Origin of the sequence: Micromonospora sp. NBC_00858, from assembly GCF_045207365.1 — a bacterium.
GTDB lineage: Bacteria > Actinomycetota > Actinomycetes > Mycobacteriales > Micromonosporaceae > Micromonospora.
This window is the reverse complement of the sequence record NZ_CP108828.1, coordinates 5,332,400-5,359,187: the sequence shown is the minus strand read 5'-3', so window position 1 is coordinate 5,359,187 and position 26,788 is coordinate 5,332,400. Positions and strand designations below refer to the sequence as shown.

19 protein-coding genes are annotated in these 26,788 nt (G+C 73.2%); 13 read left to right on the top strand and 6 right to left on the bottom strand.

Going from position 1 to position 26,788, the window contains the following annotated elements; genetic code table 11:
- Positions 1–11: 11 nt before the first annotated feature.
- The 3 genes from OG990_RS24865 to ilvA all read left to right on the top strand — a co-directional run bounded on the left by OG990_RS24865 (position 12) and on the right by ilvA (position 3,828).
- Positions 12–1,421 carry an amidase gene (locus tag OG990_RS24865; protein WP_406077348.1) on the top strand — a complete coding sequence of 470 codons (1,410 nt, stop codon included), beginning with the start codon at positions 12–14 and terminating at the stop codon, positions 1,419–1,421.
- A gap of 45 nt (positions 1,422–1,466) precedes the next feature.
- Positions 1,467–2,453 (top strand): DUF4328 domain-containing protein, encoded by a 987-nt coding sequence (locus OG990_RS24860; RefSeq protein ID WP_406077347.1) that lies wholly within the window; start codon positions 1,467–1,469, stop codon positions 2,451–2,453.
- Between the two features lie 154 nt (positions 2,454–2,607).
- Entirely contained in the window at positions 2,608–3,828 is a 1,221-nt protein-coding gene (gene ilvA, locus OG990_RS24855) for a threonine ammonia-lyase (protein ID WP_386985061.1), read from the top strand.
- 38 nt (positions 3,829–3,866) lie between these two features.
- Here ilvA and greA read toward each other — a convergent pair whose 3' ends face one another.
- Both greA and OG990_RS24845 read right to left on the bottom strand, forming a co-directional pair.
- The gene (greA, locus tag OG990_RS24850; RefSeq protein WP_355606433.1) at positions 3,867–4,364 is read right to left on the bottom strand and encodes a transcription elongation factor GreA; all 498 of its coding nucleotides are present in this window, start codon (positions 4,362–4,364) and stop codon (positions 3,867–3,869) included.
- A 167-nt stretch (positions 4,365–4,531) separates the two neighbouring features.
- Entirely contained in the window at positions 4,532–4,972 is a 441-nt protein-coding gene (locus OG990_RS24845; protein WP_355606436.1) for a DUF4307 domain-containing protein, read from the bottom strand.
- A gap of 200 nt (positions 4,973–5,172) precedes the next feature.
- Here OG990_RS24845 and mca point away from each other — a divergent pair, with 200 nt between their 5' ends.
- From mca to purE, 6 genes are all read left to right on the top strand, one after another.
- Positions 5,173–6,054 (top strand): mycothiol conjugate amidase Mca, encoded by an 882-nt coding sequence (gene mca / locus OG990_RS24840; RefSeq protein ID WP_406077346.1) that lies wholly within the window; start codon positions 5,173–5,175, stop codon positions 6,052–6,054.
- Between the two features lie 48 nt (positions 6,055–6,102).
- The gene (locus tag OG990_RS24835; protein ID WP_328423647.1) at positions 6,103–6,396 is read left to right on the top strand and encodes a hypothetical protein; all 294 of its coding nucleotides are present in this window, start codon (positions 6,103–6,105) and stop codon (positions 6,394–6,396) included.
- Positions 6,397–6,626: 230 nt separating this feature from the next.
- Positions 6,627–9,107, top strand: a complete 2,481-nt coding sequence (locus OG990_RS24830) for a putative bifunctional diguanylate cyclase/phosphodiesterase (RefSeq protein ID WP_386986627.1) — start codon at positions 6,627–6,629, stop codon at positions 9,105–9,107.
- A 113-nt stretch (positions 9,108–9,220) separates the two neighbouring features.
- Complete coding sequence (locus OG990_RS24825) at positions 9,221–11,257, top strand: thioredoxin domain-containing protein (protein WP_406077345.1); 2,037 nt, start codon at positions 9,221–9,223, stop codon at positions 11,255–11,257.
- Between the two features lie 164 nt (positions 11,258–11,421).
- Positions 11,422–12,597 (top strand): 5-(carboxyamino)imidazole ribonucleotide synthase, encoded by a 1,176-nt coding sequence (locus tag OG990_RS24820; RefSeq protein ID WP_328423653.1) that lies wholly within the window; start codon positions 11,422–11,424, stop codon positions 12,595–12,597.
- A 38-nt stretch (positions 12,598–12,635) separates the two neighbouring features.
- The gene (purE, locus tag OG990_RS24815; RefSeq protein ID WP_328423655.1) at positions 12,636–13,127 is read left to right on the top strand and encodes a 5-(carboxyamino)imidazole ribonucleotide mutase; all 492 of its coding nucleotides are present in this window, start codon (positions 12,636–12,638) and stop codon (positions 13,125–13,127) included.
- A 74-nt stretch (positions 13,128–13,201) separates the two neighbouring features.
- On the opposite strand, the gene OG990_RS24810 is transcribed toward purE, so the two are convergent.
- Together OG990_RS24810 and OG990_RS24805 are read right to left on the bottom strand one after the other, a co-directional pair.
- Positions 13,202–18,103: an SCO7613 C-terminal domain-containing membrane protein gene (locus OG990_RS24810; RefSeq protein ID WP_406077344.1), complete on the bottom strand. Its 4,902-nt coding sequence runs from the start codon at positions 18,101–18,103 to the stop codon at positions 13,202–13,204.
- Positions 18,104–18,254: 151 nt separating this feature from the next.
- The gene (locus OG990_RS24805; RefSeq protein WP_328423659.1) at positions 18,255–19,682 is read right to left on the bottom strand and encodes a UDP-glucose/GDP-mannose dehydrogenase family protein; all 1,428 of its coding nucleotides are present in this window, start codon (positions 19,680–19,682) and stop codon (positions 18,255–18,257) included.
- A gap of 250 nt (positions 19,683–19,932) precedes the next feature.
- On the opposite strand from OG990_RS24805, the gene OG990_RS24800 reads away from it, so the two are divergent.
- Positions 19,933–21,102: an acyl-CoA dehydrogenase family protein gene (locus tag OG990_RS24800; protein ID WP_386985047.1), complete on the top strand. Its 1,170-nt coding sequence runs from the start codon at positions 19,933–19,935 to the stop codon at positions 21,100–21,102.
- 253 nt (positions 21,103–21,355) lie between these two features.
- Positions 21,356–22,648: a multidrug effflux MFS transporter gene (locus tag OG990_RS24795; protein ID WP_406077343.1), complete on the top strand. Its 1,293-nt coding sequence runs from the start codon at positions 21,356–21,358 to the stop codon at positions 22,646–22,648.
- 32 nt (positions 22,649–22,680) lie between these two features.
- Here OG990_RS24795 and OG990_RS24790 read toward each other — a convergent pair whose 3' ends face one another.
- Positions 22,681–23,352 (bottom strand): hypothetical protein, encoded by a 672-nt coding sequence (locus tag OG990_RS24790; protein WP_328423665.1) that lies wholly within the window; start codon positions 23,350–23,352, stop codon positions 22,681–22,683.
- A gap of 23 nt (positions 23,353–23,375) precedes the next feature.
- On the opposite strand from OG990_RS24790, the gene OG990_RS24785 reads away from it, so the two are divergent.
- Together OG990_RS24785 and OG990_RS24780 are read left to right on the top strand one after the other, a co-directional pair.
- Positions 23,376–23,894, top strand: a complete 519-nt coding sequence (locus OG990_RS24785) for a hotdog domain-containing protein (protein ID WP_328423667.1) — start codon at positions 23,376–23,378, stop codon at positions 23,892–23,894.
- 175 nt (positions 23,895–24,069) lie between these two features.
- Entirely contained in the window at positions 24,070–26,079 is a 2,010-nt protein-coding gene (locus OG990_RS24780) for an acetoacetate--CoA ligase (RefSeq protein WP_406077341.1), read from the top strand.
- 16 nt (positions 26,080–26,095) lie between these two features.
- Here the strand turns inward: OG990_RS24780 and OG990_RS24775 are convergent, their stop codons facing one another.
- On the bottom strand, positions 26,096–26,785 hold the full coding sequence (locus tag OG990_RS24775; RefSeq protein ID WP_406077340.1) for a TIGR03089 family protein: 690 nt from the start codon (positions 26,783–26,785) through the stop codon (positions 26,096–26,098).
- Positions 26,786–26,788: the final 3 nt, after the last annotated feature.

Here is a 26,788-nt window from a genome sequence, read left to right as displayed (position 1 = left end):
CGCTGGGGAGGATGGCCGTGCAGGACATCATGGCGACCTGGGTCGGGGCGACCGCCAAGCAGATCGCCCGGGGCGTACGCCGAGGCGATGTCTCGGCCACTCAGGTCGTCGCCGACCACCTCGAATACATCGCGCGGGCCGACGGCGAGCTGGGCGCGTTCCGCGCCGTGCGCGGCGGCGAGGCGATCACCGAGGCGGAGAAGGTCGACGAGCAGGAGGACCTGGCCAACCTGCCGCTGGCCGGGGTGCCGGTGGCGGTCAAGGAGAACACTCCGGTCGCCGGCCTGCCCACCTGGAACGGGTCCGCAGCGGTGCGCACCAGCGTCGCGGAGGCCGATCACGAGGTGGTCCGACGGCTGCGCGGCGCCGGCGCGGTGATCCTCGGGGTGACCCGGATGCCCGAACTGGGGCTGTGGGCGCTCACGGACGACGACAGCGCGGTGACCCGCAACCCGTGGGACAGCGCGCGTACCCCCGGCGGCTCCTCCGGCGGCGCGGCTGCCGCAGTGGCCGCCGGGCTGGTGCCGATCGCGCACGGCAACGACGGCCTCGGCTCGATCCGGATCCCGGCGGCCTGCTGCGGCCTGGTCGGGCTCAAGCCCGGCCGGGGCGTGGTCCCCTGCCAGCTCGGGGCGGACGACTGGTTCGGTCTGACCGAGCACGGCATGCTGACCAGCACGGTCGCGGACGCGGCGGTCGGCTTCTCGGTGCTCGCCGGTCGACGGCCGGAGAAGCTGGTCCCGCCGCAGCGGCTCCGGGTGGGCGTCTCGCTGCGCTCCCCGGTGCGCGGTGTCTCGCCGGACGCGCCCAACCGGGACGCGGTCGCCGCCGCCGGCCGACTGCTCGCCGCCGCCGGGCACGACACCGTGCCGGCCGATCCGGTCTACCCCACCGCGCTCGGCCTGCAGGGCATCGCCACCTGGTTCGCCGCCGCCGCAGCCGACGTCCGGGCCGCTGGGCTGAACCGGCGCGACCTGCAGCGGCGCAGCCGGCGGCACGTCGCGCTGGGCGAGTGGGCCCAGCGCCGCGGCTACGTCCGGGAGGCCGACCGGGCCGCCTGGCGGGAGCGGTCGATCGACTTCTTCGCCGACCACTCGGTCGACCTGCTGCTCACCCCGGCGCTGGCCAGCGCGCCGCCGGAGGCCGCGCGCTGGTCCGACCGGTCCTGGCGGGCGAACATGTCGGCCAACATCCGGTACGCCCCGTTCGCGGCTCCGTGGAACATCGCCGGCCTGCCGGCCATCGTGGTGCCGGTGGGCCGCCGCCCGGACGGGCTGCCGGTCGCCGTGCAGCTGGTCGGTCCGCCCGGCTCGGAGCTGCTGCTGCTCGGCGTGGCCGGCCAGTTCGAGATGGCCGCCCCGTGGTCGAGGCACGCCCCCGGCTACCCCCAGGTCGGAACGGGGTCGCCGGCCGCTGCATGATCGTCTACGGTGTGCGCGCATCGTCGCGCGGACCGGGGGAAACCAATGCGCTGCCAGACCTGCGGGGACCCCAGGTCCCCCGAGCACAACGACTGCCCGCGTTGCCACACCCCGCTGGGCCAGCCCGCCGTCACTCCGGGGCTAGCGACCTACCGGGTACGCGGGATCGGCCTGGCTGCCGCCATCGCGGTCGGTGCGACCGCTGTCCTCTTCCTGGCGGTGGCGCTCTCCCCGCTGCTGGGGATGGCGATGGCCCGGCAGGCCCGGGCCGACGGCGACCCGGATCTGCTGCTCGGCGCGCTCATCGTCACCGTGGTGGCGGCGCTGCCCATGGCGGTGGCGTACCTTACCGCCGCCGTACTGGTGATCATCTGGACCTGGCGGGCGCGGAAGAACACCGACGCGTTCCCGGGCGCGCTGCCAACGCTCGGGGCCGGCTGGGCGATCGCCGGCTGGCTGGTGCCGTTCGCGAGCTTCGTGGTGCCGGCCCGCGTGGTGGCCAACGTGGCCCGGGACAGCCTCTGGCGGCGGCGCACCCCGGCCCTGGTTTTCCTGTGGTGGACCGCCTGGCTGGTGTTCAGCATCGGTGAGCGGGTCGTCAGCCGCCTCGACAGTCAGGCGTACGACAAGCTGCCGGAGACCCCCTTCAACGACGCCGGCTACCAGGCGCACATCGACTACTACCGGGACTCTCTGCTCCGGTACTCGGTGCCCGGGGTGGCCTGCGTGATCGCCGCGGTCGCGCTGATCGTGCTGATCCAGCGGATCTCCACCGAGCAGGAGGCCCGCATCGCCCGCGCGCTGCCGGTCTGGCCGACCGCTCCGGTCTGGCCGACTGCCCCGGTCTGGCCGGCTGGGTCGGTCTCGGGTGGGCATGCCGCTGGCGGCGCCATGCCGTCGGCCTCTGCGCCGGGCGGGGAGCCACCGGCCGGTTCGGGTGCGCCGGTGCCGCCCGCATTCACGCCGACCACGGTGAGCCGTCAGGTGGGCCCGGAGGCCCCGTCGGGCCCGGAGGCGCAGTCCCGGGGTTGATCTACTCCGGATCGCTGATATCGCGCTATCTGGGCGAGGTTGATCCCGCGATTTCGGGGATGTCGAGTGGATCAACCCGGTGCACGGGGACGGTGCTCGCGCCGACCCCGGTGTCGCCGCAGGGTGCGGCGGGCGCGGGTGGCACGATCGGGGCATGACGGAACTGGTCGGTCTCGACGATGTGCGGGCTGCGCGGGAACTGCTCGCCGGCGTTGTCCGGACCACCCCGCTGGAGCCCTCCCGGCCGCTGAGTGCGGCGCTCGGCGGGCCGACCTGGCTGAAGTGCGAGAACCTGCAGCGGGCGGGCTCGTACAAGGTGCGCGGCGCGTACGTGCGGATTTCCCGGCTGTCGGCGGCGGAGCGGGAGCGCGGCGTGGTGGCGGCGAGCGCGGGCAACCACGCGCAGGGCGTGGCGCTGGCCGCCGGCCTGGTCGGCACGCACGCCACGGTCTTCATGCCGATCAACGCGCCGCTGCCGAAGGTGGCCGCCACCAAGGGGTACGGCGCGCAGGTCGAGCTGGCCGGCAACACCGTCGACGAGTCGCTGGTCGCCGCACACACGTACGCCGAGCGCACCGGGGCGGTGCTGATCCACCCGTTCGACCACGCGGACGTGATCGCCGGCCAGGGCACCGTGGCGCTGGAGATCCTCGAACAGTGCCCGGACGTGCGGACCATCATCACCGGGGTGGGCGGCGGTGGTCTGATCTCGGGCATGGCGGTGGCAGCCAAGGCGTTGCGGCCGGACGTCCGCATCATCGGTGTGCAGGCGGCCGGCGCGGCGGCCTTCCCGCCCTCACTGGTGGCCGGGGAACCGGTCCGGCTGCCCGCCTTCTCCACCATCGCGGACGGCATCGCGGTCGGCCGGCCCGGGGAGATCACCTTCAACCACGTCCGCAAGCTGGTCGACGAGATCGTCACGGTCTCCGAGGAGGACATCTCGCGCGCCCTGCTGATGCTGTTGGAGCGGGGCAAGCTGGTGGTCGAGCCGGCCGGCGCGGTCGGCGTGGCCGCGCTGCTGGCTGGTGTGGTGGAGGTGGAGGCCCCGGTGGTCGCGGTGCTCTCCGGCGGAAACATCGACCCGCTGCTCCTGCTGCGGGTGATCGAGCACGGTCTGGCCGCTGCGGGTCGCTACCTGCGAGTGACGGTGCGCTGCTCGGACCGGCCCGGGCAGCTCGCCTCGCTGCTCAGCCAGATCGCCGAGCACCGGGCCAACGTGGTGGACGTGGAGCACCAGCGGGCCAACCCGCACCTGAGCCTCGGCGAGGTGGAGGTGGCGCTGTCGGTGGAGACCCGGGGGGTGGAGCACTCCGACACGCTGATCAGCGCGCTACGGGCCAGCGGCTACCAGGTGGTCTTCGCCGCCGAGGCGTGACACCGCTGGGTGCCACGCCTCGGCGGGTCGTGTGCCGGTCAGCCGGAGAACGGCTCGAAGTTGACCACGGTCACCTTGATGTCGGCGCCGCTCGGCGCCGTGTAGGTGCAGGTCTGCCCGGGCCGACCGCCCAGGATCGCCTTGCCGAGCGCCGACTCGGGGCTGTAGACGGTCAGTTCGGTCGTGGAGGAGATTTCCCGGGAGCCGAGCAGGAAGGTCTCGGTGTCCGCGGTGTCGTCGTCGAAGTAGATCGTCACGACCATGCCGGGCGACACCACGTCCGTCGTCGGTGCCTCGCCGACCTTGGCGGTGCGCAGCAACTCCTGTAGGTAGCGGATGCGTCCCTCGGCCTTGCCCTGCTCCTCGCGAGCGGCGTGGTAGCCGCCGTTCTCCCGCAGGTCGCCCTCCTCGCGCCGGGCGTTGATCTCCGCGGCGATCGCCGGGCGGTTGGCGATGTGCTCGTCGAGCTCGGCCTGGAGGCGGTCGTGCGCGTCCTGGGACAGCCAGGTGGCGGGCGCCTCGTTGCCAGTAGACACAGGCGGTCTCCTCAGTTGTGCGTGGCTGGCTGACAGGTGAACTACCAAGTTACCAGTGCGGTACGACACAGCGTGTCGGCGATGACCGTTGGTGTCCGTATCCAACACCGCTGGTAGGCGTCCACCAGAACCCCTCAGGTGGCCTGCCGAGACGGCGTTCTGGCAGGTCAGGCCGGGGGCCGGCAGCGCAGCACCTCGCCGATGAACGGCTTTGCGGAGGTCGCTAGGCGGTGCTGGGTGGTGACATGCCGGTCGCCGGGCTCGGCGGTCACCGTGACCTCCTCGCGGGCCACCTCCGCGCCGGCAAGGTCCCGCGCCCGCAGCACGCAGACCGCTGATCCGCCCGGCGGCACGGTCACCCGGAAGTTGACCACCACCTGGTTGTCCGTGATGTCGGTGTAGGTGATCACCTGGCCGTCGTACTCCGGGTCGCCGTACTGCTGGTAGAGCCGGACCGAGATCAAGGTCAGCGCTGCCAGCAGCACCACCAGCGCCAGCGCGGCCAGCAGCTTGCGGGGGCGGCCGCCCCCGGGCGCCCGGCGGCGGCCGTAGCGACCGGCCGGAAAAACGGGCGCGCCCGGCGGAATTGTGGCGTGCGTCTCGGTCACCGGCGGGTATCTCCTGGCGTTGTTGTCGGCGGCATCAGCAAGAATGACAGGGTCCATCCTCCCAGCCCGGCTTAGCGGCAGGAATGGCAGGTCGAGCCCGCCGCGGTGCCGACCGGCGACGGGGTGAGGAGGATCCCCGGCAGGTCAGCCGGTCGAGCCCGGTCGGGTCCACCGTCCGGCACAGACGAGGAGCGCCGAAGTTGGCAGAGCAACTGCGTCTCATGGCCGTGCACGCGCACCCGGACGACGAGTCGAGCAAGGGTGCAGCGACCACGGCGAAGTACGTCGCAGAGGGGGCGGATGTCCTGGTCGTGACGTGCACCGGCGGGGAGCGCGGCAGTGTGCTGAATCCCAAGCTCGACCGACCCGACGTGTGGGCCAACATCGCCGACATCCGGCGCGCGGAGATGGACGCCGCCCGGGCGATCCTCGGCGTCGAGCAGGCCTGGCTCGGCTTCGTCGACTCCGGGCTGCCCGAGGGCGACCCGCTGCCTCCGCTGCCGGAGGGCTGCTTCGCCCTCCAGGACGTCGAGGTGGCCGCCGGCCCGCTGGTGCGGCTGATGCGCGAGTTCCGTCCACACGTGGTGACCACGTACGACGAAGAGGGCGGCTACCCGCACCCCGACCACATCATGTGCCACAAGGTGAGCGTGGCCGCCTTCGAGGCCGCCGGCGACCCGGAGCGCTACCCGGGGCTGGGCACCCCGTGGCAGCCGCTGAAGCTCTACTACGACATCGGCTTCTCCAAGGCCAAGATCATGGCTCTGCACGAGGGCATGCTCGCCGCCGGCCTGGAGTCGCCCTACGAGGACTGGCTCAAGCGCTGGGAGGAGCGGCCGGACAAGGGCCCCCGGATCACCACCCGGGTGGAGTGCGCCGACTACTTCCCGGTCCGCGCCGACGCGCTGCGCGCCCACGCCACCCAGGTCGACCCGGACGGTTTCTGGTTCCACGTGCCGATGGAGCTCCAGCAGCGCGCCTGGCCGACCGAGGACTACGAGCTGGCCCGTTCCGTGGTGGACAGCCCGATGCCCGAGTCCGATCTCTTCGCGGGCGTGCGGGAGACGGCGCACGCGCGCTGATTCCGTACGGCGCTACTCTGGTAACCAGTCGCCCATCGGAGGAACACCATGCTGACCGCTGCCGAGGTGCTCGCGGAGAACAACTTCGGGGATACCCGCACGGGTGGCCTGGCTGGGCCGATGGGCCTCTTCCTCATCCTGCTGCTGGCCACCGCGACCATCCTGCTGATCCGCAACATGAACGCCCGGCTGCGCCGGCTGCCCGACCGGTTCCCGCAGCAGGCGCACCCGACCGACCCGACCAGGGCCGAATCGGCAGTCGCTGATCCGACAGACGAGACCGCGGCGCACGATTCATCCACGCCCGCTCCCAACGGGCACCAGCAGCACCGGAACGGGTAGTCCGCGCATGATTCACGCCGAACCGGGTGGTCGACCCCTGTTGCGACCACCCGGTTTGGCTTAGCCTTCCGCCGGGGGGACCAAAAGTCCCCGAGCCGTGTGCGGAAGGGGGCGCCGATGACCGTCACAGCACCGGCCGCCCGCCGTACCGTCGGTCGGTCGGCTGACGGGGGAGGTCGATGACCTCCGGCCCGGCCGGCGATCCGTTCGACCGGCTCGGGGTGCGCGGCATGCCCGCTCGGCTGCTCGTGCTCACCGCCGCCGTGACGCTGACCGCACTGGTCGCCGCCGGGGTCGGGCTGACCCTGCCGGATGGGCTGCCGGCCGACGACCCGCTCGGCGGTCCGGCCCGCTTCGGCATCGCCGTCGCCGTCCTCGCTGTCGCCCAGTTCGCCCGGCTGCGGTTCCGCTCGGCCGCCGGAATGGTCAGCATCACCTGGGGCGAGGCGGCGCTGATCGTCTGCCTCTACCTGGCGCCCGCCGGCTGGCTGCCGTTGGCCACCCTCCTCGGTGCCGGCCTGGCCTGGACGGTGCACTCACTGCACAACGACCGCCGCCCGCCGCTGGAGATCGTCCGGATCGCCGCGTCGCTGGCCGCCGCGTCGGCACTGGCCGTGTCCGTGACCAGCGCGCTGGGGCAGCCGCTGCTCGCCCCGCCCACCCCGAGGCTGGCGCTGGCCGTGATCGCCGGGTCGGTGACCTACCTCCTGGTGACCGCCTGGCTCGGTGGGGTGACGCTGGGCCTGCGGCACGGAGTGCCGATCGGGCCACCACTGCTCGCCGCCCTGCGCGGCAAGCTGCTGATGTTCGTCGGCAACCTGGCGGTCGGCCTGGTGGTGGTCGCGCTGCTGGAGCTCGACCCACGGTGGCTGCTGCTGCTTCCGCCGCTGCTCTGGCTGCTTCAGCAGACCTACCGCTACCGGTTGCGTTCCGACCAGGAGCGCCGGACGTGGCGAGCTTTCGCCGAGGCCACCGCGGCCCTCAACCAGCTCGACGAGCGGGGCGTGGCCAGCGCGGCGGTGACCGGCGCGCTGACGCTGTTCAACGCCGAGCTGGTGGACGTCGACGTGGCTCGGGCCGACGGCCGGTGGCGCCGCTACCGGGGTGACGCCGGTGGCCAGCTCGTCGACCGGGAGGTCGACCCGCCGCGCCCGTCCGAGCCCGATGAGGACGAGCTGATCCGTCCACTGACGGTGGGTGCCGCGCCGGTCGGTCAGCTGCGGATCCGGTTCCCCCGCTCCGCCCCGCCCGCCGCCCGGGAACGCGACGCGGTGGCCGCGTTCGGCGACGCGCTCGCGGCCGCGCTGCACGACGCCGCGACCCACCGCGAGCTGCGGCTGGTCACCGCCCGCTCGTCGTACGAGGCGGTGCACGACCCACTCACCGGGCTGGCCAACCGGGCCGCCATGCTCGGCAAGGGCGATCAGTCGCTGCGGCAGCTCGCGCACGATCACCCGGTGGCGCTGCTGTTGTTGGACATCAACCAGTTCAAGGAAGTCAACGACACCCTCGGGCACGCCGCCGGTGACCAGCTTCTGCGGTTGACCGCGAACCGGCTCAGCGCGTTGGCCCGCCCCGGTGACCTGCTCGGCCGGCTCGGCGGCGACGAGTTCGCGCTGCTGCTCACCTCGGTGCCGGTGCTCGGTGACCGGGCCGCCCCGATTGCGCACGCGCTGCGCCAGGCCCGTGAGATCGCCGAGCGGCTCGCCGCGCCGACCGAGGTGGCCGGCGTACGCATGTCGATCGAGGTCTCCGTCGGGGTGGTCGTGGCCGACGCCGGCACCGCCGACCTGACCGAGCTGCTGCGCCGGGCCGACATCGCGATGTACCAGGCCAAGGAGGGCGGCGGCAGCGTCGCCGCCTACGACAGCGCCCGGGACGCGGCCAGCACCGATCAGCTCGCCCTGCTGGCCGAGTTGCGGGAGGCGCTGGAGGTCGACGACCAGCTGGTGCTGGCGTTGCAGCCGGCGGTCGACCTGGCCACCGGCGCGCCCACCGGGGTGGAGGCGCTGATCCGGTGGCGGCACCCCCGGCGTGGCTGGCTGAGCCCGGCCGACTTCATCCGCCCCGTGGAGAACAGCGAGCAGCTCGGCGCATTCACCCGGTACGTGCTGGACAAGGCGCTCGGTGTGGCCGCCGGCTGGGCCCTGGAGGGGCTGGACGTCCCGATCTCGGTCAACCTGTCGGCGCGCAGCCTGCTCGACCCCCGACTGCCGGCAGAGATCGCCGACGCGCTGCGCCGGCACCAGGTCCCACCACACCGGCTGGTCCTGGAGATCACCGAGACGGTGGTGATGAGCGAGCTGGAGGTCATCGACGAGGTGCTGGCGACGCTCCGGTCGATGGGTGTGCAACTCGCGGTGGACGACTTCGGCACCGGCTTCTCCTCGCTGACGTTCCTCACCCGGATCGCGGTGGACGAGTTGAAGGTGGACCGCTCGTTCGTGATCCGAATGGCCGACTCGCCCGAGGCGGCGGCGATCGTACGGACCACTGTGGGCCTCGCCCACGAGCTTGGCCTGCGCGTGGTGGCAGAGGGGGTGGAGACCGCCGAGCAGCGGATCGCCCTGACCGAGCTGGGCTGCACCTCGGCGCAGGGCTACCACTTCTTCAAGCCGATGCCGGCCGACAAGATCGGCGCGGTGCTCGGGTCGCTGCGCGACTCGGCGGAGTCGAACGTCTTCCGACTCCGCGCCGACGGCGCCTCCTGACCGTCGGGGCGACCCTCCCGCTGATCGGTTTCGGACGGGGCGGCCACACCGGCCGGCCTGACCATCCGGGCGGAGCCTGCGCGGTCCGCGCCGGGGCTGGCTATGGTCGTCGGGTGAACCGACTCGCCGGCGCCACCAGTCCATACCTGCTCCAGCACGCCGACAACCCGGTCGACTGGTGGCCCTGGTGCGACGAGGCGTTCGCCGAGGCGAAACGACGGGACGTACCGGTACTCATCTCGGTCGGTTACGCCGCGTGTCACTGGTGCCATGTGATGGCGCACGAGTCGTTCGAGAACGAGCAGGTCGGCGCGCTGATGAACGCCGACTTCGTGTCGATCAAGGTGGACCGTGAGGAGCGTCCGGACGTCGACGCCGTCTACATGACCGCCACCCAGGCGATGACCGGCCAGGGCGGCTGGCCGATGACCGTCTTCGCCACCCCGGACGGCACCCCGTTCTTCTGCGGCACCTACTTCCCGCGGGCCAACTTCGTCCGGCTGCTCCAGTCGGTCGCCGCCGCCTGGCGGGACCAGCGCGAGGAAGTGGTGCGTCAGGGCGCCGCGGTGGTCGAGGCGATCGGGGGCGCCCAGGCCGTGGGCGGTCCCACCGCGCCGCTGGACGCCCCGCTGCTCGACGCCGCGGCCGCCAAGCTGGCCGGCGAGTACGACGCGACGAACGGCGGTTTCGGGGGCGCGCCGAAGTTCCCACCGCACATGAACCTGCTCTTCCTGCTGCGCCAGCACCAGCGGACGGGCGACCCGCGCAGCCTGGAGATCGTCCGCCACACCGCCGAGGCGATGGCCCGGGGCGGCATCTACGACCAGCTCGCCGGGGGCTTCGCGCGGTACTCGGTGGACGGGCACTGGACGGTGCCGCACTTCGAGAAGATGCTCTACGACAACGCCCTGCTGCTCCGGCTCTACACCCAGCTCTGGCGGCTGACCGGCGACCCGCTGGCCCGTCGGGTGGCCCGGGACACCGCCCGGTTCCTCGCCGACGAGCTGCACCGGCCGGGGGACGGGTTCGCGTCCGCGCTGGACGCCGACACGGAGGGCGTCGAGGGGCTCACCTACGCCTGGACGCCGGCCCAACTCGTCGAGGTGCTGGGCGAGGACGACGGGCGGTTCGCCGCCGACCTGTTCGCCGTGACCGAGGAGGGCACCTTCGAGCACGGCATGAGCGTGCTCCGGCTCGCCCGGGACGTCGACGACGTCGCACCCGAGACCCGGGTCCGCTGGCAGCAGGTGGTGGGTCGACTGCTCACGGCCCGGGACACCCGTCCGCAACCGGCCCGCGACGACAAGGTGGTGGCGGCCTGGAACGGCCTGGCGATCACCGCCATCGTCGAGTTCCAGCAGGTGGCCGCGCTGTACGCGTCGCCACAGGACGAGGATGCCAACCTGATGGAGGGCGTCACCATCGTCGCCGACGGCGCGATGCGCGACGCCGCCGAGCACCTGGCCTCCGTGCACCTGGTGGACGGCCGGCTACGCCGGGTCTCCCGGGGCGGTGTGGTCGGTGAGCCGGCGGGCGTGCTGGAGGACTACGGCTGCGTGGCCGAGGCGTTCTGCGCGCTGCACCAGCTCACCGGCGAGGGCCGCTGGCTCACCCTGGCCGGCGGGCTGCTGGACACCGCGCTGGAGCACTTCGCGGCGCCGGGCGGCGCCTTCTACGACACCGCCGACGACGCGGAGCGGCTGGTCACCCGGCCGGCCGACCCGACCGACAACGCCACCCCGTCCGGCCGGTCGGCGCTGATCGCCGGGCTGGTGGCGTACGCGGCGCTGACCGGGGAGACGCGTTACCGGGAGGCCGCCGAGGTGGCGCTCGGCACGGTCGCGCCGATCGTCGGGCAGCACGCCCGGTTCACCGGGTACGCGGCCACGGTCGGCGAGGCGCTGCTCTCCGGGCCGTACGAGATCGCCGTAGCGACCGACGACCCGATCGGCGACCCGCTGGTGGCCGCCGCCCACCGGCACGCCCCGCCCGGCGCGGTGGTGGTGGCCGGGCGCCCGGACCAGCCCGGTGTGCCGCTGCTCGCCGACCGGCCGCTGGTCGACGGCCGGTCCGCCGCGTACGTCTGTCGGGGCTTCGTCTGTCAACGCCCGGTCACCTCGGTCGAGGAGCTGGTCGCCGAACTCGGCTGAGCGTCCCCGCCGCCCGGGTGCGGCCCGATGGTTGCCCGGAGTAGTGCCCGGGAGGTCGCTCGCGCCCCACGCCGGGTGTTGGCCGGCGAGCGCCTGGACGGGTCGGGCGCGAGCGCCGGCCCTCCGGTTGGTCGCGTCGGCGGCCCGGATAGGCTGGCCGCGCTATGGATTCCCGTACCGGTCTGCCCGTTGTCGGCATGGTGGGTGGCGGCCAACTGGCCCGGATGACCCACCAGGCCGCGATCGCCCTTGGCCAGTCACTGCGTGTGCTCGCGACCGCCCCCGACGACGGCGCGGCGCTGGTCGCCGCCGACGTCCAGTACGGCGACCACACCGACCTGGCCGCCCTGCGGACCTTCGGCAAGGGCTGCGACGTGGTCACCTTCGACCATGAGCACGTGCCCACCGAGCACATCCGCACGCTGGCGGCGGAAGGCGTCACCCTGTACCCGCCGGCGGACGCGCTGCTGCACGCCCAGGACAAGCAGGTCATGCGGGAACGCCTGACCGAGCTGGGCGCGCCCAACCCGGTGTGGCGGCCGGTCGGCGAGCCCGCCGACCTGGTCGGCTTCGGTGAGCAGGTCGGTTGGCCGGTGGTGCTCAAGGCGGCCCGGGGTGGCTACGACGGCCGGGGTGTCTGGCTGGTCGACGATGCCACCCAGGCCGTCGAGCTGGCACGGACGCTGCTCGCCGGCGGCACGCGGTTGATCGTCGAGGAGCGGGTGCCGCTGCGCCGGGAGCTGGCCGTGCAGGTGGCCCGCTCGCCGTTCGGCCAGGTGGCCGCGTACCCGGTGGTCGAGACGGTGCAGCGGGACGGCATCAACGTGGAGGTGCTCGCCCCGGCACCCGGCCTGGACGAGGAGCTGGCGGTCACCGCCCAGCAGCTCGCCATCGACCTGGCCACCGCGCTCGGCGTGGTCGGCCTGCTCGCCGTGGAACTCTTCGAGGTGCGCGACGAGGCCGGCCGACCGGCGATCGTGGTCAACGAGCTGGCGATGCGTCCGCACAACTCCGGGCACTGGACCATCGAGGGGGCTCGGACCTCCCAGTTCGAGCAGCACCTGCGGGCGGTGCTGGACTACCCGATGGGCGACACCGCGTTGGCCGCGCCGGTCGTGGTGATGGCGAACGTGCTCGGCGGCGAGCCGGGCGGGATGTCGATCGACGAGCGGCTGCACCACCTCTTCGCCGCCGAGCCGGGGGCCAAGGTGCATCTCTACGGCAAGCAGGTACGACCCGGCCGCAAGATCGGGCACGTCACCGTGCTCGGGGACGACCTGGACGACGTACGGGCGCGGGCCGCGCGGGCCGCCCGCTGGCTGCGTGAGGGGCACGAGTGAGCCCGAGCCCTGCAGTCGCGAACGAAGAGGGGACCGCAGTGACCACTGTCGGGCTGATCATGGGCAGCGACTCGGACTGGCCAACGATGCGGGCCGCGGCCGAGGTGCTGGACGACTTCGGGGTGTCCTACGAGGTCCGGGTGATCTCGGCGCACCGGACCCCGGTCGCGATGATCGACTACGGCCGCGACGCCGTCGACCGGGGTCTCAAGGTGATCATCGCCGGTGCGGGCGGTGCCGCCGCCCTGCCGGGCATGGTCGCCTCGGTGACCCCGCTGCCGGTGATCGGCGTGCCGGTGCCACTGAAGCACCTCGACGGCATGGATTCGCTGCTGTCCATCGTGCAGATGCCGGCCGGGATCCCGGTGGCCACCGTGTCGATCGGCAACGCCCGCAACGCCGGCCTGCTGGCCGTGCGGATCCTCGGCGTCGCCGACGAGGACCTCCGCGCGCGGATGACGACCTACCAGCAGGACCTGGAACAGCTGATCGTCGCCAAGGACGCCGCCCTCCAGGCCACCCTCACCTAACCCCCCCCGCGCCGGACGTACGAACCCGGCACACTCACCGTGCCCACTCACGCACGCCGCACGACCCTCCGTTTTCATCTCATGCCGCGTAGCGCGGTCTGTAGGCGTTCCTGGGCGCGGCGGCGGCGCTCGTTGCTGGCGCCGAGGATCAGCAGCAGGATGCCCACCGGGATCAGCGCCAGCCATGGGCCGAGGCTGAACAGCGCGTGGATCGCGGTGATCGCGGTGACCGACGCGCCGACGATCACCGGCGCCTGCTGCCGGCTGGTCGAGCCGAAGATCAGCACCGCCACCGCGCCGAGCAGCAGCAGCATCTGCCGCAGCGTGCTGGATTCGGTGGCCAGCACGATCGCCAGGGTGGGCACGAACGCGGCGACCAGCGCCGGCCCGTACGCCACCCAGCTGCTCAGGTCCGGCCGGTGGCGCAACTCGAGCACCCCCACCAGCAGGGCCAGCGCGGCGAAGGGCAGGGTGTACGCCTCGGGCAGCGCCACGTCGGCGACGCGCATCAGGATCCACCAGGCGGTGATCTCGCAGACCACCACCGACCAGAAGAGGATCCGGCGCTCCACCGGCCGCCGACCGGGCCGGGTCGCCGCCACGCCGAGGACCGCGCCCCAGGCGGCCAGCAGGGCGGCGATGTGGCGGGGCGAGTCGAAGGCGAGGGCGAAGGCGATCAGCGCCGCCGCGTACCCGCTCCACTCCACCGTGGAGGCCTCGCGCTGCGCCTCGGGACGGCGCAACCGGGGCAGGGTCGCGGCGAGCACCTGCAGGACCGCACCGACGGCCAGCACACCGAACGCGGACCAGACCGCGGCCAGGCCGGCGACCAGGCCGACGGTGAGCACGAAGAGCTGCGCCATCAGCGATGCGAAGAGCCAGCCGAGGATGCGCGCTCGCTGAGTGGTGCCGAACAGCGCCGCCACCGCGCCCACGCCGACCGCGCTGCCGAGGGTGAACAGGGTCAGCTGCCGGTCGGCCAGGCTGCCGGCCAGCCCGGCGCCGCCGCCGGCCAACCCGATGAGGAACACCAGCACCCGGGCCAGCCGTAGCGAACGGGCCGGCTCGACCAGCGGCGGCGGCGGGGTCATCGCGAGGCCGAGCATCGCGATGGTGAAGACGGAGAGCGCGGCGACGGTGCTCGCCGGCCAACCCATGCCCAGCGCGATGGGCGCGATCAGCAGCGTGACGGCGGCGCCGGGCAGCACCACCGGTACGGCCCGGGACCGCCGCCCGCCGCTGAACCCGGTGGCGGCCAGCGCCGCGGTCGCGGTGAGCAGCAGCGCGGTCAGCACGTGGGTCGGGTTGACCACGTCCGGGGGCGGGGTGAGCAGCTCCGGCGGCGGCCCCTCCCAGATGCGGGCCAACGTGCGGTGCGGTTCGACCAGGGCGGTGACCAGGGCTGGTCCGATCGAGGCGAGCGCCAGGGCGGTCGGTAGGGCCGCCGCGGCCAGCGCGCCGGCGGACGGGCTGACCCGCCATCGCCGACGGTCCGGGTCGTCTGGCAACCGCCGCATCGCGCCGCTGAACAGCACCGCCCAGCGGCGGACCGGCTGGGCCGAGCCGGTCGGCGGCACGGTGGCCGCCCGGATCAACTCGGCGAGCACGCCGAGCAGGGCGGCGGCGGCCGCGTAGACACCCGAGGGGAGGCCGGTGGGGATGGCGGCGAGCGCGCTGATGGTGGCCCCGCCAACCACGGCCACGCTGACCCAGGGCAGGTACTGCGGCACCTGCCGGCGGACTGCGGCCGCGGCGGCCAGGCCCAGGCTGGACGCGGCCAGCGCTGCGGTCAGCACCACCTGCGCCGAGTGTTGGAACTCGGCGGACAGCGCGGCTACCGCGCCGGGGAGGGCCAGCAGCGCGGCACCGGCCGCCGCACCGCCGATCTGCGCCAGGTGCGGCGGCATCCCGTCGGTTTCGATGTCGGTCACCTGCGGACCCGCCAGTACGCGGGCCAGGGTGGCCACCACCACGCCGATCAGTGCGATGCTGCCCAGCGCCAGCGCGGTGGTCCACGGCCGGACCAGGCCGGCGCCGGCCGCGTGCAGCGCGACCACCCCGGCCACGGTGGCCCGGGACAGCCCCGCCCGGGCCTCCTCCGTGGCCACGGCGGCCATGCCGAAGACGGTGGCGACCATCCCGCCGACCAGGACCGGCGACCACCAGGGCAGGTCGAAGGCGGTCGGTGCGCCGATCGTGGCGAGCACCACCGCGGCGCCGGACACGTCCCACCGCCAGGGCGGCGGGAGCAGGATGCCGGCGGCGACGGCCAGCAGGGCCAGCGCGACCGGGGCCTGCCAGGTGGCGCCTCCGGTCGGCGCGGCCGGCCAGTCGGTCAGGTTGCCGTCCCAGATCGGACCGGGCGTGGCCAGCACGCCCAGCCCGCCGCGCAGCGCCGTCCAGCCGGCGAGGATGCCGATCAGTGCGCCGCCGACGGTGATGCCGAGGATCGGCCCGCGCCGCCACTCCTCGGGCATGGCGCGAGCACCTACGGCGACCACCAGCACCAGACCGGCGGCCACCGCCAACTGCCCGCCCGGGGTGAGCACCGAGGCGATCCGGACCAGCGTGGCGATCAGGGCGGTGGTCACCGCCGCGGCGGCCAGGTCGGAGCCGTCCAGGGTGAGGTCGGAGCGGCGTCCGGCGTCGATCGACGGTGCCAGGAAGAGCAGCACGGCGGCGACCAGCAGTAGTGCGCCGACCCAGGCGTCGGCGACGGTCGCCCCGGGTGCGCCGAAGGCGGCGGCGGTGACCACCAGTGCGCCCAGACCGGTGCCGACGGACAGCGGTGTCGGGATGCGCCGCTGGGAGACCTGCACCACGGCGGCGTAGCCGAGGGTCACGCAGACCGCGAGGAAACTCGCCGCCAGCACCGGGACGGTCACCTCGCGCAGGCTGGCGGGGGTGGGGGTGGGATCGGTCGGCACGGTGGCGGCCACGAACGCGGCGACCGCCCCGGGCAGCGCGAAAGCGGCACCCCCCGCGGCCCAGGCGGCGACCGTGTCGGCTGCGGCCGAGGCGATCCGGATCCGGGGTGCCAGCGCGACCAGCGCGCCGGCCGCGAAGAGGGTGAGCAGGACCGCGGCGGTGAGCGTCGGCCCGACCAGGCTGGCGCCCGCACCGAACATGCCCACCACGGCGGCCCCGATGCCATGCGCCATGGCGGCCCGGCTGGTCCGCGCGGAGAGGCCGATCACGCCGATGCCGACTGCGGTGAGCACCATCGGCCAGGGCGCGTACGCCCAGCCGAGACCGAACGACGCCGGCACGGCTAGCGCGGTCAGCGTCGCCCCGGCGACCGCGAACTCGCGGCGGATCTCCGGCGGCAGGGCCAGCACCGCGGCGATGGTGAGCAGGAACGCGGCGGCGGCGAGCTGCCAGGTGGTGGGGCCGACCGCAGCGGCCAGTTCGGCCTGGTACTGGTCGAGGTCGGCGCCCCAGGCGGGCAGTACCGCCTGGACCGGCGCCACTCCGGCGCGCAGCGCGCCCCCGGCGACCACCAGCCCGCTGACGGTGAGCGCCACCGCCGAGGCGACCTGCGGGCCGCGCCGGGCGGCCTCGGGGACCGCGCGCACCGCCAGCCCGGTCACCGTGATGACCGCCGCGATCAGCAGCAACGACCGGCCGGGCAGGGCCACCGAGGCGATCCGGCCGAGCGCGCCGATCACGGCCAGGGTGAGGATGCCGGCCGCGACGTCGGGCAGCGGCGGGCGGCGCAGCACCAGCGCGCCGGCCAGCCCGACCGCGGCGGCCAGCAGCAGCGCCACCCCGGCGCCGGTCGCCGCCGGCACGGTCTCGGCCTGGAGCAGGGCGGTGACGGCGTACGCCAGGGCGACGGCGACCGCCACCGCGTGCAGCAGCCAGATCAGCTCGCGCAGCCCGGGCACCGGGCGGGTCGGCCGGGTGTCGGCGGCCCCGGCATCGGCGTTGAGCAGCTCGGCGGCCTCCTCCGGGTCGCCCTCGGGTCGGCTCTCGGCGCTGCGTTGCCGGGGCGCCGGGGGCATGCCGGGCTCCGGCAGGTCCTGCCGGACGGGCCGCTCCACGGCGACCCCGGTGCGGGTCAGCCAGAGGTCGAAGAGGGCGACCAGCGTCAGCAGCAGGGCCCAACCACCCGGCCCGGTGATCCGGTCGTACGCGAGCAGCGGCAGCACCGGCTGCGCGGCGAGCACGGTGGCGAACCGGGGTGTGCGCAGACCCGTCCACCTGGCGTACCCGAACGCGACGGCGGCGGTAAACGCGAAGATCACCCCGGCGAAGACGGCTCCGGAGGAGCCCCCGTTGCCGATCCGGTCCACCGCCCACAGGGCGTTTCCGGCCAGCGGCACCAGCAGCAGGCCGACCGCGGAGATCGTCTCGGCGGTCGAGGTGAGCCCGCGCCGGGCCAGCGCCGGTGGGGCGAGCAGCATCAGGACGGTGGCGAGGAGCAGGATGCCGAGCCGGGCCAGCGCGTCCATCGAGCTGGTCGCCACCGCGGCGAAGACCACCGCGGCCACCCCGAGCAGCAACGCGCCCAGCCCGAGTGGGATGTTCTGCACCTCGCGGGAGGATGCCTCCGGCGGGTGCTCCGGGTCGTCCGCGTCCAGCCAGGACGCCCGGGGCGGTGGTGGTGGCGGCGGGGGGTCCTCCGGGGCGGGCGGGCTGCCCTGGCGGGGCACCCGGGGCGGGGCGCCGGTGGTGGCGGTCGGTGGCCGGCGGCCGGGTCGGCGGCGCAGCACCCGCCGTGGCCGGGTGGCCTGCTTGAGCCGCTCCTCACTGGCGTGCGCCAGGATGTCCCGCTGGAAGAGCGCGGCCTGCATCTTGGCGGCGATCTGCCGCTGCTCGCTGGCGATGGCGGCGTCGCGCGCCTTCATCTCCGCGATCGAGCGCTCGATGTCCGCCAGGTGCTCGACCCACTGCGGCTGGTCGGCCCCGCAGTGCGGGCAGCGGACAGCCGGCTTGATCTCCTGGCCGCACGAGGAGCACTGAAACGTCGCCACGACATCCCTCCACCCGCACTGTGGACATCCACTGTCGCAGCATGCCCAAAGCTGGCGCGGATTACGACACTTGTCGGCGGGTCCGGGGCAAACAAACGACACCGGCCGGCCACGGAGGGTGCTCCGAGACCGGCCGGTGGGGTTTGATCCGTCAGGGGCGGCCCATGCCCCGGTACTCCCAGCCGGCCTGGGTCCACAGTGTGGAGTCGAGGCAGTTGCGGCCGTCGACCACCTTGCGGCCGGCGACCAGCTCGCCGAGGGCGACCGGGTCGGCGTTGCGGAAGTCGGCCCACTCGGTGAGGACGCAGACCAGGTCCGCGCCGCTGACCGCCTCGTTGATGCCGGTCTCGTAGGTCAGCTCGGGTACGGCGCGGCGGGCGTTCTCGGTGCCCTGCGGGTCGTACACGTGCACGTCGGCGCCGGCCTTCTGCAGCAGCGCGGCGACGGCGAGCGCTGGGGCGTCGCGGACGTCGTCGGTGTTGGGTTTGAAGGTGGCGCCCAGCACGGCGATCCGGGTGCCGGAGAAGTCCGGGCCGGCTGGCCCGGAGCGGCGGCCGAGCAGGTCCGCGGCGAGCTGGAGCACCCGGGTCCGGCGGCGCAGGTTGATCAGGTCCACCTCGTGCAGGAAGCGCAGCGCCTCGCCGGCGCCCAGTTCCTGCGCCCGGGCCTGGAAGGCCCGGATGTCCTTGGGCAGGCAGGCGCCGCCGAAGCCGAGACCGGCCTGGAGGAACCGGTTGCCGATCCGCGGGTCGTAGCCGATCGCCCGGGCCAGCTGGGTGACGTCGCCGCCGGAGGCCTCGCAGACCTCGGCCATCGCGTTGATGAAGGAGATCTTGGTGGCCAGGAAGGCGTTCGCGGCGACCTTGACCAGCTCGGCGGTCGCGAAGTCGGTGACCACCAGGGGCACCTCGCGGTCCTCGGTGGCGGCCAGGTCGAAGACACCCTTGTGGGCGGCGTAGAGCATGCCGTTGGCCCACTCGCTCTTCACGCCGACCACGATCCGGTTGGGGCGCAGCACGTCGTCGACGGCGAAGCCCTCCTGGAGGAACTCGGGGCTCCACGCCACCTCGACGCCCAGGTCGTTGGGGGTGTGCTTGCCGACCAGCTGCTCCACCCACTCGGCGGTGCCCACCGGCACGGTGGACTTGCCGACGATCAGCGCCTTGCGGGTGAGGTGCTGCGCCAGGCTGGTCACCGAGGCCTCGACGTACGACAGGTCGGCGCCCATCCCGTCGGCGCGCTGGGGGGTGCCGACGCAGATGAAGTGCACGTCACCGAAGTCGGCGGTCTCGGCGATGTCGGTGCTGAACCGCAGCCGGCCGGCGGCCAGGTTGCGCCTGAGCAGCTCGTCCAGGCCGGGCTCGTGGATCGGCACCTGACCGGCGTTGAGCATCGCGATCTTGTCAGCGTCGACGTCGAACCCGAGCACCTCGTACCCCAGCTCGGCGTAGCAGATGGCGTACGTCGCACCCAGGTAACCGGTCCCCAGGAAGGTCACCCGCGGCCGGGCCGCACCCGAGGGCGGCGTCACCGCGGCGATGGCGGGGGTCGGCTGAATGGTGGGATAGGGGATCGTCACGCCTGTCTTCTCCGCTCGCACTGGCGGCGCTTCGTCGCGTCGCATTTTGCTGCGGCGCCTGGCCGGGCACCGGAGGGGTGGCTCAACTGTCTTCTTCCATCATCGCGCAGCGGCCTGGGTGCTCCGTCATGTCTATACCTACGCGCCGGTAACATCACTTGAACTGCAGTCGCTAGTCTTCAGTCTGCGCGGTCGGCGGTCAGGAGACGCTACAGACTGCGCATGATAGCGGTGAAGGGGAGGGGCCGACATGGCCGCAGGGGAGTCGTTCGACGTCTACCGGTTGCCTGAGGAGCACGTGGCGATCCGGGAGGCGGTCCGCGAGGTCTGTACGGCGAAGGTGGCCCCACACGCCGCCGAGGCCGATGAGACCGGTGAGTTCCCGAAGGCGTCCTACGACGCGCTGCGGGCGGCCGACTTCCACGCCCCGCACATCCCCGAGGAGTACGGCGGTGCGGGCGCGGACGCGCTGGCCACCGCCATCGTGATCGAAGAGGTGGCCCGGGCCTGCGCGTCCTCCTCGCTGATCCCGGCGGTCAACAAGCTTGGCACGATGCCGCTGCTGTTGTCCGGTTCCGAGGAGATCAAGCGCCGCTACCTGACGCCGGTGGCGGCGGGGGACGCGATGTTCTCGTACTGCCTCTCCGAGCCGGAGGCGGGCAGCGACGCGGCGTCGATGACCACCCGCGCGGTACGTGACGGGGATCACTGGGTGCTCAACGGTGTGAAGCGCTGGATCACCAACGCCGGCGTCTCCGAGTTCTACACCGTCTTCGCCGTCACCGACCCGACTGCCCGGTCCAGGGGCATCTCCGCCTTCGTGGTCGAGAAGTCCGATGCCGGGGTCAGCTTCGGCGCCCCGGAGAAGAAGCTCGGCATCAAGGGCTCGCCGACCCGTGAGGTCTACCTGGACAACGTGCGGATCCCGGCAGACCGGATCATCGGCGCGGAGGGCACCGGCTTCGCCACCGCGATGCGGACCCTGGACCACACCCGGGTCACCATCGCCGCGCAGGCCATCGGGATCGCGCAGGGCGCGCTCGACTACGCCAAGGGGTACGTGGCCGAGCGCCGGCAGTTCGGCAAGGCGGTCGCCGAGTTCCAGGGTGTCCAGTTCATGCTCGCCGACATGGGCATGAAGCTGGAGGCGGCCCGGCAGCTCACCTACGCCGCGGCCGGCAAGTCCGAGCGTGGCGACGCGGACCTGACCTACTTCGGCGCGGCGGCCAAGTGCTTCGCCTCGGACGCCGCCATGGAGATCACCACCGACGCGGTGCAGTTGCTCGGTGGCTACGGCTACACCCGGGACTACCCGGTCGAGCGGATGATGCGGGACGCCAAGATCACCCAGATCTACGAGGGCACCAACCAGGTGCAGCGGATCGTCATGGCGCGGCAGCTGCTCAACGGCGTCGCCTAGGTTTTCCTCCCAGTCAGATCCCGGGCGCCGACCGAGTTGAATTTCTCGGTCGGCTGCCTGTGTTGTGCCACGAGGGCACACGTGACTCCCCACACACCGAGCATTTCGTGCGGGTTCGTGTCGTTGACGAGCGGGGAGAATCAACGCACCTGACCTCCGGCTGATCCGTGCCGCCGTCCCTTGCCTTGTCCTCCACTCGCTGCCCAGCGTCGGGCGCGCCCAACGACGTCTACGAACACGCAGAGAGATCGAGATGATGAAGCAGTTGGTGGACAAGACCGGCCCCGGTTCCGCCGCCGAGCAGGAGGTGCTGCCCGGCGACCTGATGACCAAACGCCAACGGGTGCAGCTCGTGCTCGTGCTGGGCGCGCTGATCGCGATCGGGCCGCTGACCATCGACATGTACCTGCCGGCGCTGCCCGCCATCACGGCCGGTCTGCAGACCACCGAGACCGCGGTGCAGTTGACGCTGACGGGCACCCTGGTCGGCCTCGCGCTGGGCCAGTTGCTGATCGGGCCGCTCTCCGACGTGGTCGGGCGGCGCACGCCTCTGCTGGCCGGGCTGGTCGTGCACGTCGTGGCATCTGTGCTGTGCGTGTTCGCGCCCAGCATCGCCGTGCTCGGCACGTTGCGCGTGCTGCAGGGCCTCGGGGTGGCGGCCGCCACCGTGGTCGCCACCGCCGTCGTACGCGACCTGTTCAGCGGTGCCGCCTTCGCCCGGATCTTCTCCCGGCTGATGCTGGTCATGGGCCTGGCGCCGATCCTCGCACCGACCCTGGGCAGCGGCGTGCTGCGCTGGACCGAGTGGCGGGGTGTCTTCGCGACGCTGGCGGTGCTGGGCGTGCTGCTGACCGTCGTGGCCGCGCTCCGGTTGCCGGAGACCCTGCCGGTGGCTCGCCGCCGGCATGGCGGGGTGGGTGCGACCCTGCGCGACTACCGGCGCTTGTTCAACGACCGGGCCTTCATCGGTCTGGTGCTGGTCGCCGGGCTGGCCATGGCCGCCCTGTTCGCGTACGTCTCCGGGTCGTCCTTCGTGCTGCAGGAGCAGTACGGCCTCGACGAGCAGCAGTTCGGCCTGGCCTTCGGGGCGGGTTCGGTCGGCCTGATCGGGGCCACCCAGTTCAACGTCCGGCTGCTGCGTCGCTTCACCCCACAGCAGATCCTGGTCAGCGCCCTGATCGCCGGGACGGCGGCCGGGCTGCTGCTGATCATGTTCGCTGTGACCGGCCTCGGTGGCCTGGGCGCCCTGTTGGCGTCGCTGTGGCTGGTCCTGGCCGCGGCGGGCCTGGCCCTGCCGAACGCGCCGGCGCTCGCGATGACCCGGCACAGCGAGGCCGCTGGGACCGCTGCGGCGCTGCTCGGCGCCGTGCAGTTCGGCATCGGCGCGGTGTCGGCACCCCTGGTGGGGTTCCTGGGCACCGGGAGCGTGCCGATGGCGATCGTGATCGCGGGCGGCATGGCCGCCGCGCTGGCGGTCATGCTCCTCGTCGTTCCCCGCGCCGACCTTGGCACCGTCGACCCGGACCTGGCTGTCGCCGTGCACTAGGGGGCGGGCCGGTCACCCGGCCCGCCCGATGATCAGCGGATTTCGGTGGTGTCCTCGGGGCGGGACTGGCCGCGCGGCGGCGCGGACCACGGCGACTCGCCACCTACCCGGCGGGGCAGCGGGTCGGTCGGTGTCGGATCGGCCGGATAACCCAGGGTGACCGGGGTGGTGTCGCGCTCCGCGGGCTCGCGGGGCGGCCAGTCGGTCAGTGTGGGGTTGTCGCTCGGGGGGCCGTCCGTTGGCACGGGTGTTGGCGTCGCGGCCGGCTCGGTCGCCGGACGCGGCCAGGCCTGCCAGCGTTGCCTGCTGAACGTCGCCATCAGCAGCAGCAGGCCGATCAGGAAGAGGGTGCCGTTCTCCAGCGGTAGCCGCAGCGGCAGCGGATCGCCGAACAGTTTCCACCCCTGCGGGATCGCATCCCGCACCTCGAACGGTGCCATGAACATCCCGACGTACGGGATGGCCAGCAGCAGCCCGGCCACCAGCGGGCCCAGCGGCGAGACGCGCAGTGTGCCGAGCAGGCCGAGCAGGACAGCACCGACACCGAGGTACACAGCCGGCTCGATCAGGTTGGCGGTGTTGAAGGTGCCGATCTCTACCCAGCGGTCGACCGTCCGGCTCGACCCGTCCTGCCCCAGTGTGACCAACACCCAGGTGATGGGCGCCACCACCAGCCCGGCGAGGAAGCTCCAGAGATGTCGCATCCGCGCACCGTACCGTTTCCGGCATGACCGAGCACCTCTCCGCCGCTCCGACCGGCAAGCCGACGTCGTACTCCCGGGTCACGCTGAGTAAGATCATGACCGCCGTCGACGTGAATCTCTACGGCACCGTGCACGGCGGAGTCCTGATGAAGTTCGTCGATGACGTGGCGGGGGCCGCCGCCGCGCGGCACAGTGGCGGCACGGCGGTGACCGCGGCGATCGACGAGATCGTCTTCTCCGAGGCGGTCCGGGTCGGCGACCTGGTGCACGCGCACGCCCAGGTGAACTGGACGGGGCAGACCTCGATGGAGGTGGGCGTGCGGGTGGTCGCCGAGCGGTGGGACTCGGCCGAGGACGCGCCGGTCCGGGTGGCCACCGCGTACCTGGTCTTCGTCGGGGTGGACGTGGGCGGGGCGCCGCGGATGGTCCGCCCGGTGCTGCCGGAGACGCCGGAGGACGAGCGCCGGTACCGGGAGGCGGAGATCCGTCGCGCCCACCGTCTCGCTCGCCGCCGCGCCATCCAGGCGCACCGCGCGGGCTGAACGAGGTCGGGCCGGGGCGGGTTGAGCGCCGGCCCACACAGGTCGCGGCTGGGGCATGTGGCGTGGGCACGCGTCGGTGGCCGTACCCGGTGCGCAGAATGGCGCTTCGAGGTAGGGCAAGATGGCGCCACGGCCCAATCACAGTGTCGTGCCGGGCCAGGGGGAGGGTGGAGCAGTGGGTGACGTGCTGTGGACGCCGCCGGCGGACGTACTGGAGCGGACCCGCATCGGCGACTACCTGCGCTGGCTGCGGGAGCACCGTGGGCTGGACTTCGCCGACTACGACGCGCTGTGGCGTTGGTCGGTCACCGACCTGGACGCGTTCTGGCGCTCGATCTGGGACCACTTCGAGGTGGTGGCGCACACCCCGCCGACGGCGACCCTGGCCGAGCGGGGGATGCCCGGCGCCCGCTGGTTCCCCGGAGCCACGCTCAACTACGCGGAGAACGTGCTGCGGATGCCCGGGCGGGCCGACGACGATCCGGTGGTGATCGCGCACGGGCAGACCCGGGCGCCGCTCACGCTGACCGCCGCCGAGCTGCGCGAACAGGTCCGCCGGGTGGCGGCCGGGCTGCGCCGGCTCGGCGTCACCGCCGGTGACCGGGTGGCGGCGTACGCCCCGAACATTCCCGAGACGTACGTCCTGCTGCTGGCCACCGCCAGTCTGGGGGCGATCTTCTCGTCCTGCGCGCCCGAGTTCGGCACCCGCAGCGTCGTCGACCGCTGGCAGCAGATCGAGCCGACCGTGCTGGTCGCCGTGGACGGCTACCGATACGGCGACAAGCCGGTGGACCGGCGCGCCGAGATCGCCGCCATCCGGGCCGCCCTGCCGTCGCTGCGGCACACCGTCGGGATCGGCTACCTGGACCCGGCGGGCGTCCTACCTGACGGAGCGCTGGGCTGGGCCGACCTGGCCGCGCCCACCGACGAGCCGCTGGCGTTCACGCCGGTGCCGTTCGACCACCCGCTGTACGTGCTCTACTCCTCGGGCACCACCGGGCTGCCCAAGCCGATCGTGCACGGCCACGGCGGCATCCTGCTGGAGCACCTGAAGATGCTCGCCCTGCACCACGACCTGGGCCCGGCCGACCGGTTCTTCTGGTTCACCACCACCGGCTGGATGATGTGGAACTTCCTGGTCTCCGGTCCGGCGGTGGGCGCGACCATCGTGCTGTTCGACGGCAACCCGGCGGTCCGGGCGGAGCCCGGCCGGCCGGCTGAGGCCGACCTGGGCGGGCTGTGGCGGCTGGCGGCGGAGACCGGCACCACGTACTTCGGCACCTCGGCGCCGTTCCTGCTGGCCTGCCGCAAGGCCGGCCTGGTGCCCCGCGAGGTCGCCGACCTGTCCGCGCTGCGCGGCGTCGGCTCCACCGGTGCGCCGCTGCCCGCCGAGGGCTTCACCTGGGTGTACGAGACCGTCGGCGACCACCTCCAGCTCCAGTCGCTCTCCGGCGGCACCGACGTGTGCACCGGCTTCGTCGGTGGGGTGCCGCTGCTGCCGGTGTACGCCGGTGAGATCGCCTGCCGGGCGTTGGGCGCCAAGGTGGAGGCCCGATCCGCCGACGGCACCCCAGTGATCGGCGAGCTGGGTGAGCTGGTGATCACCGAACCGATGCCGAGCATGCCGGTGGGCTTCTGGAACGACCCGGACGGGACCCGCTACCGGGAGGCGTACTTCGACGTCTACCCGGGCGTCTGGCGGCACGGTGACTGGATCACCATCAACGCCCGAGGCGGCTGCGTGATCACCGGACGCTCGGACGCCACCCTCAACCGTGGCGGCGTGCGGCTGGGAACCGCCGAGTTCTACTCGGTGGTCGAGGGGCTGGACGAGGTGGTCGACTCCGTTGTCGTGCACCTGGAGGACGACGAGGGCGGCGCCGGCGAGCTGCTGCTCTTCGTGGTGCTCGCCGAGGGCCTGGAGCTGGACGACCCGATGCGCGCGAAGATCAGCCGCGAGCTGCGTACCGCCCTCTCGCCCCGGCATGTGCCCGACGAGATCCACCAGGTACGCGCGGTGCCCCGCACCCTCTCGGCGAAGAAGCTGGAGGTCCCGGTCAAGAAGATCCTCACCGGCACTCCGGTCGACTCGGCCGCCGCGAAGGGCGCCCTGGTCAACCCCGAGTCCCTGACCGCCTTCGCCACCTTCGCCCAACGCCGTGCCCCCAACAACACCCCCGCCTGACGCTGGCGGCGGTGGGTCAGGGCAGGGTGTGGGTCACCTGTTCGGTGGTGGTGCGGGCGGCCAGGCTGGCGGGGTTGAGGTTGGCGCAGAGGACGACGGTGGCGGCCTGGGTCAGCGGGGCGAGTAGCCAGTCCACCGGGTCCGGGTACCGGGCGGTGTCGATCAGGATGCGGGCACCGGGCGTGATGCCCAGCTCCGTGGCGCGGGCCTGGGCGCGGGCCAGCAGGGGCCTGTCGGCGGGGCCTGGCCCGGGCTGCGGGGTGAAGTGGTCGCCGTGCCGGCGTACCTCGACCACGTAGTCGGCGAACCCGGGTGGCACCTGTCGCAGCGGGGCGGCGAGTGGGGACAGCCCGAGGGCGTACCGCTCGTCGGCGGACCAGGACTGCGCCTCGTCGAGCCGGTCGGCGGCGGCGAAGAGCACGTCCACGTCGCCCGGCGTGTCGACCACGGCCAGTTTGGCCGACCAGCAACCCAGCAGCACCGCTGCGGTTTGCCAGTGCGGCGGCAGCAGCACCCCGGCCGGGGTGCCCGGTGCGAGGCCGACCTCGTCGACGAGAAGGTTGGCGGTCTTCGCCACCCAGTTCGCCAGCGTGGCGCCGGAAAGCTCGGTGCGGTCGCCGCTGGCGTCGTCGTACCAGGTCAGCAACGGTCGGGTCGGGTCGGTCGTGATCGCGTCGGCGAACACCCGGGCAATGTTGTCGGCCATCGG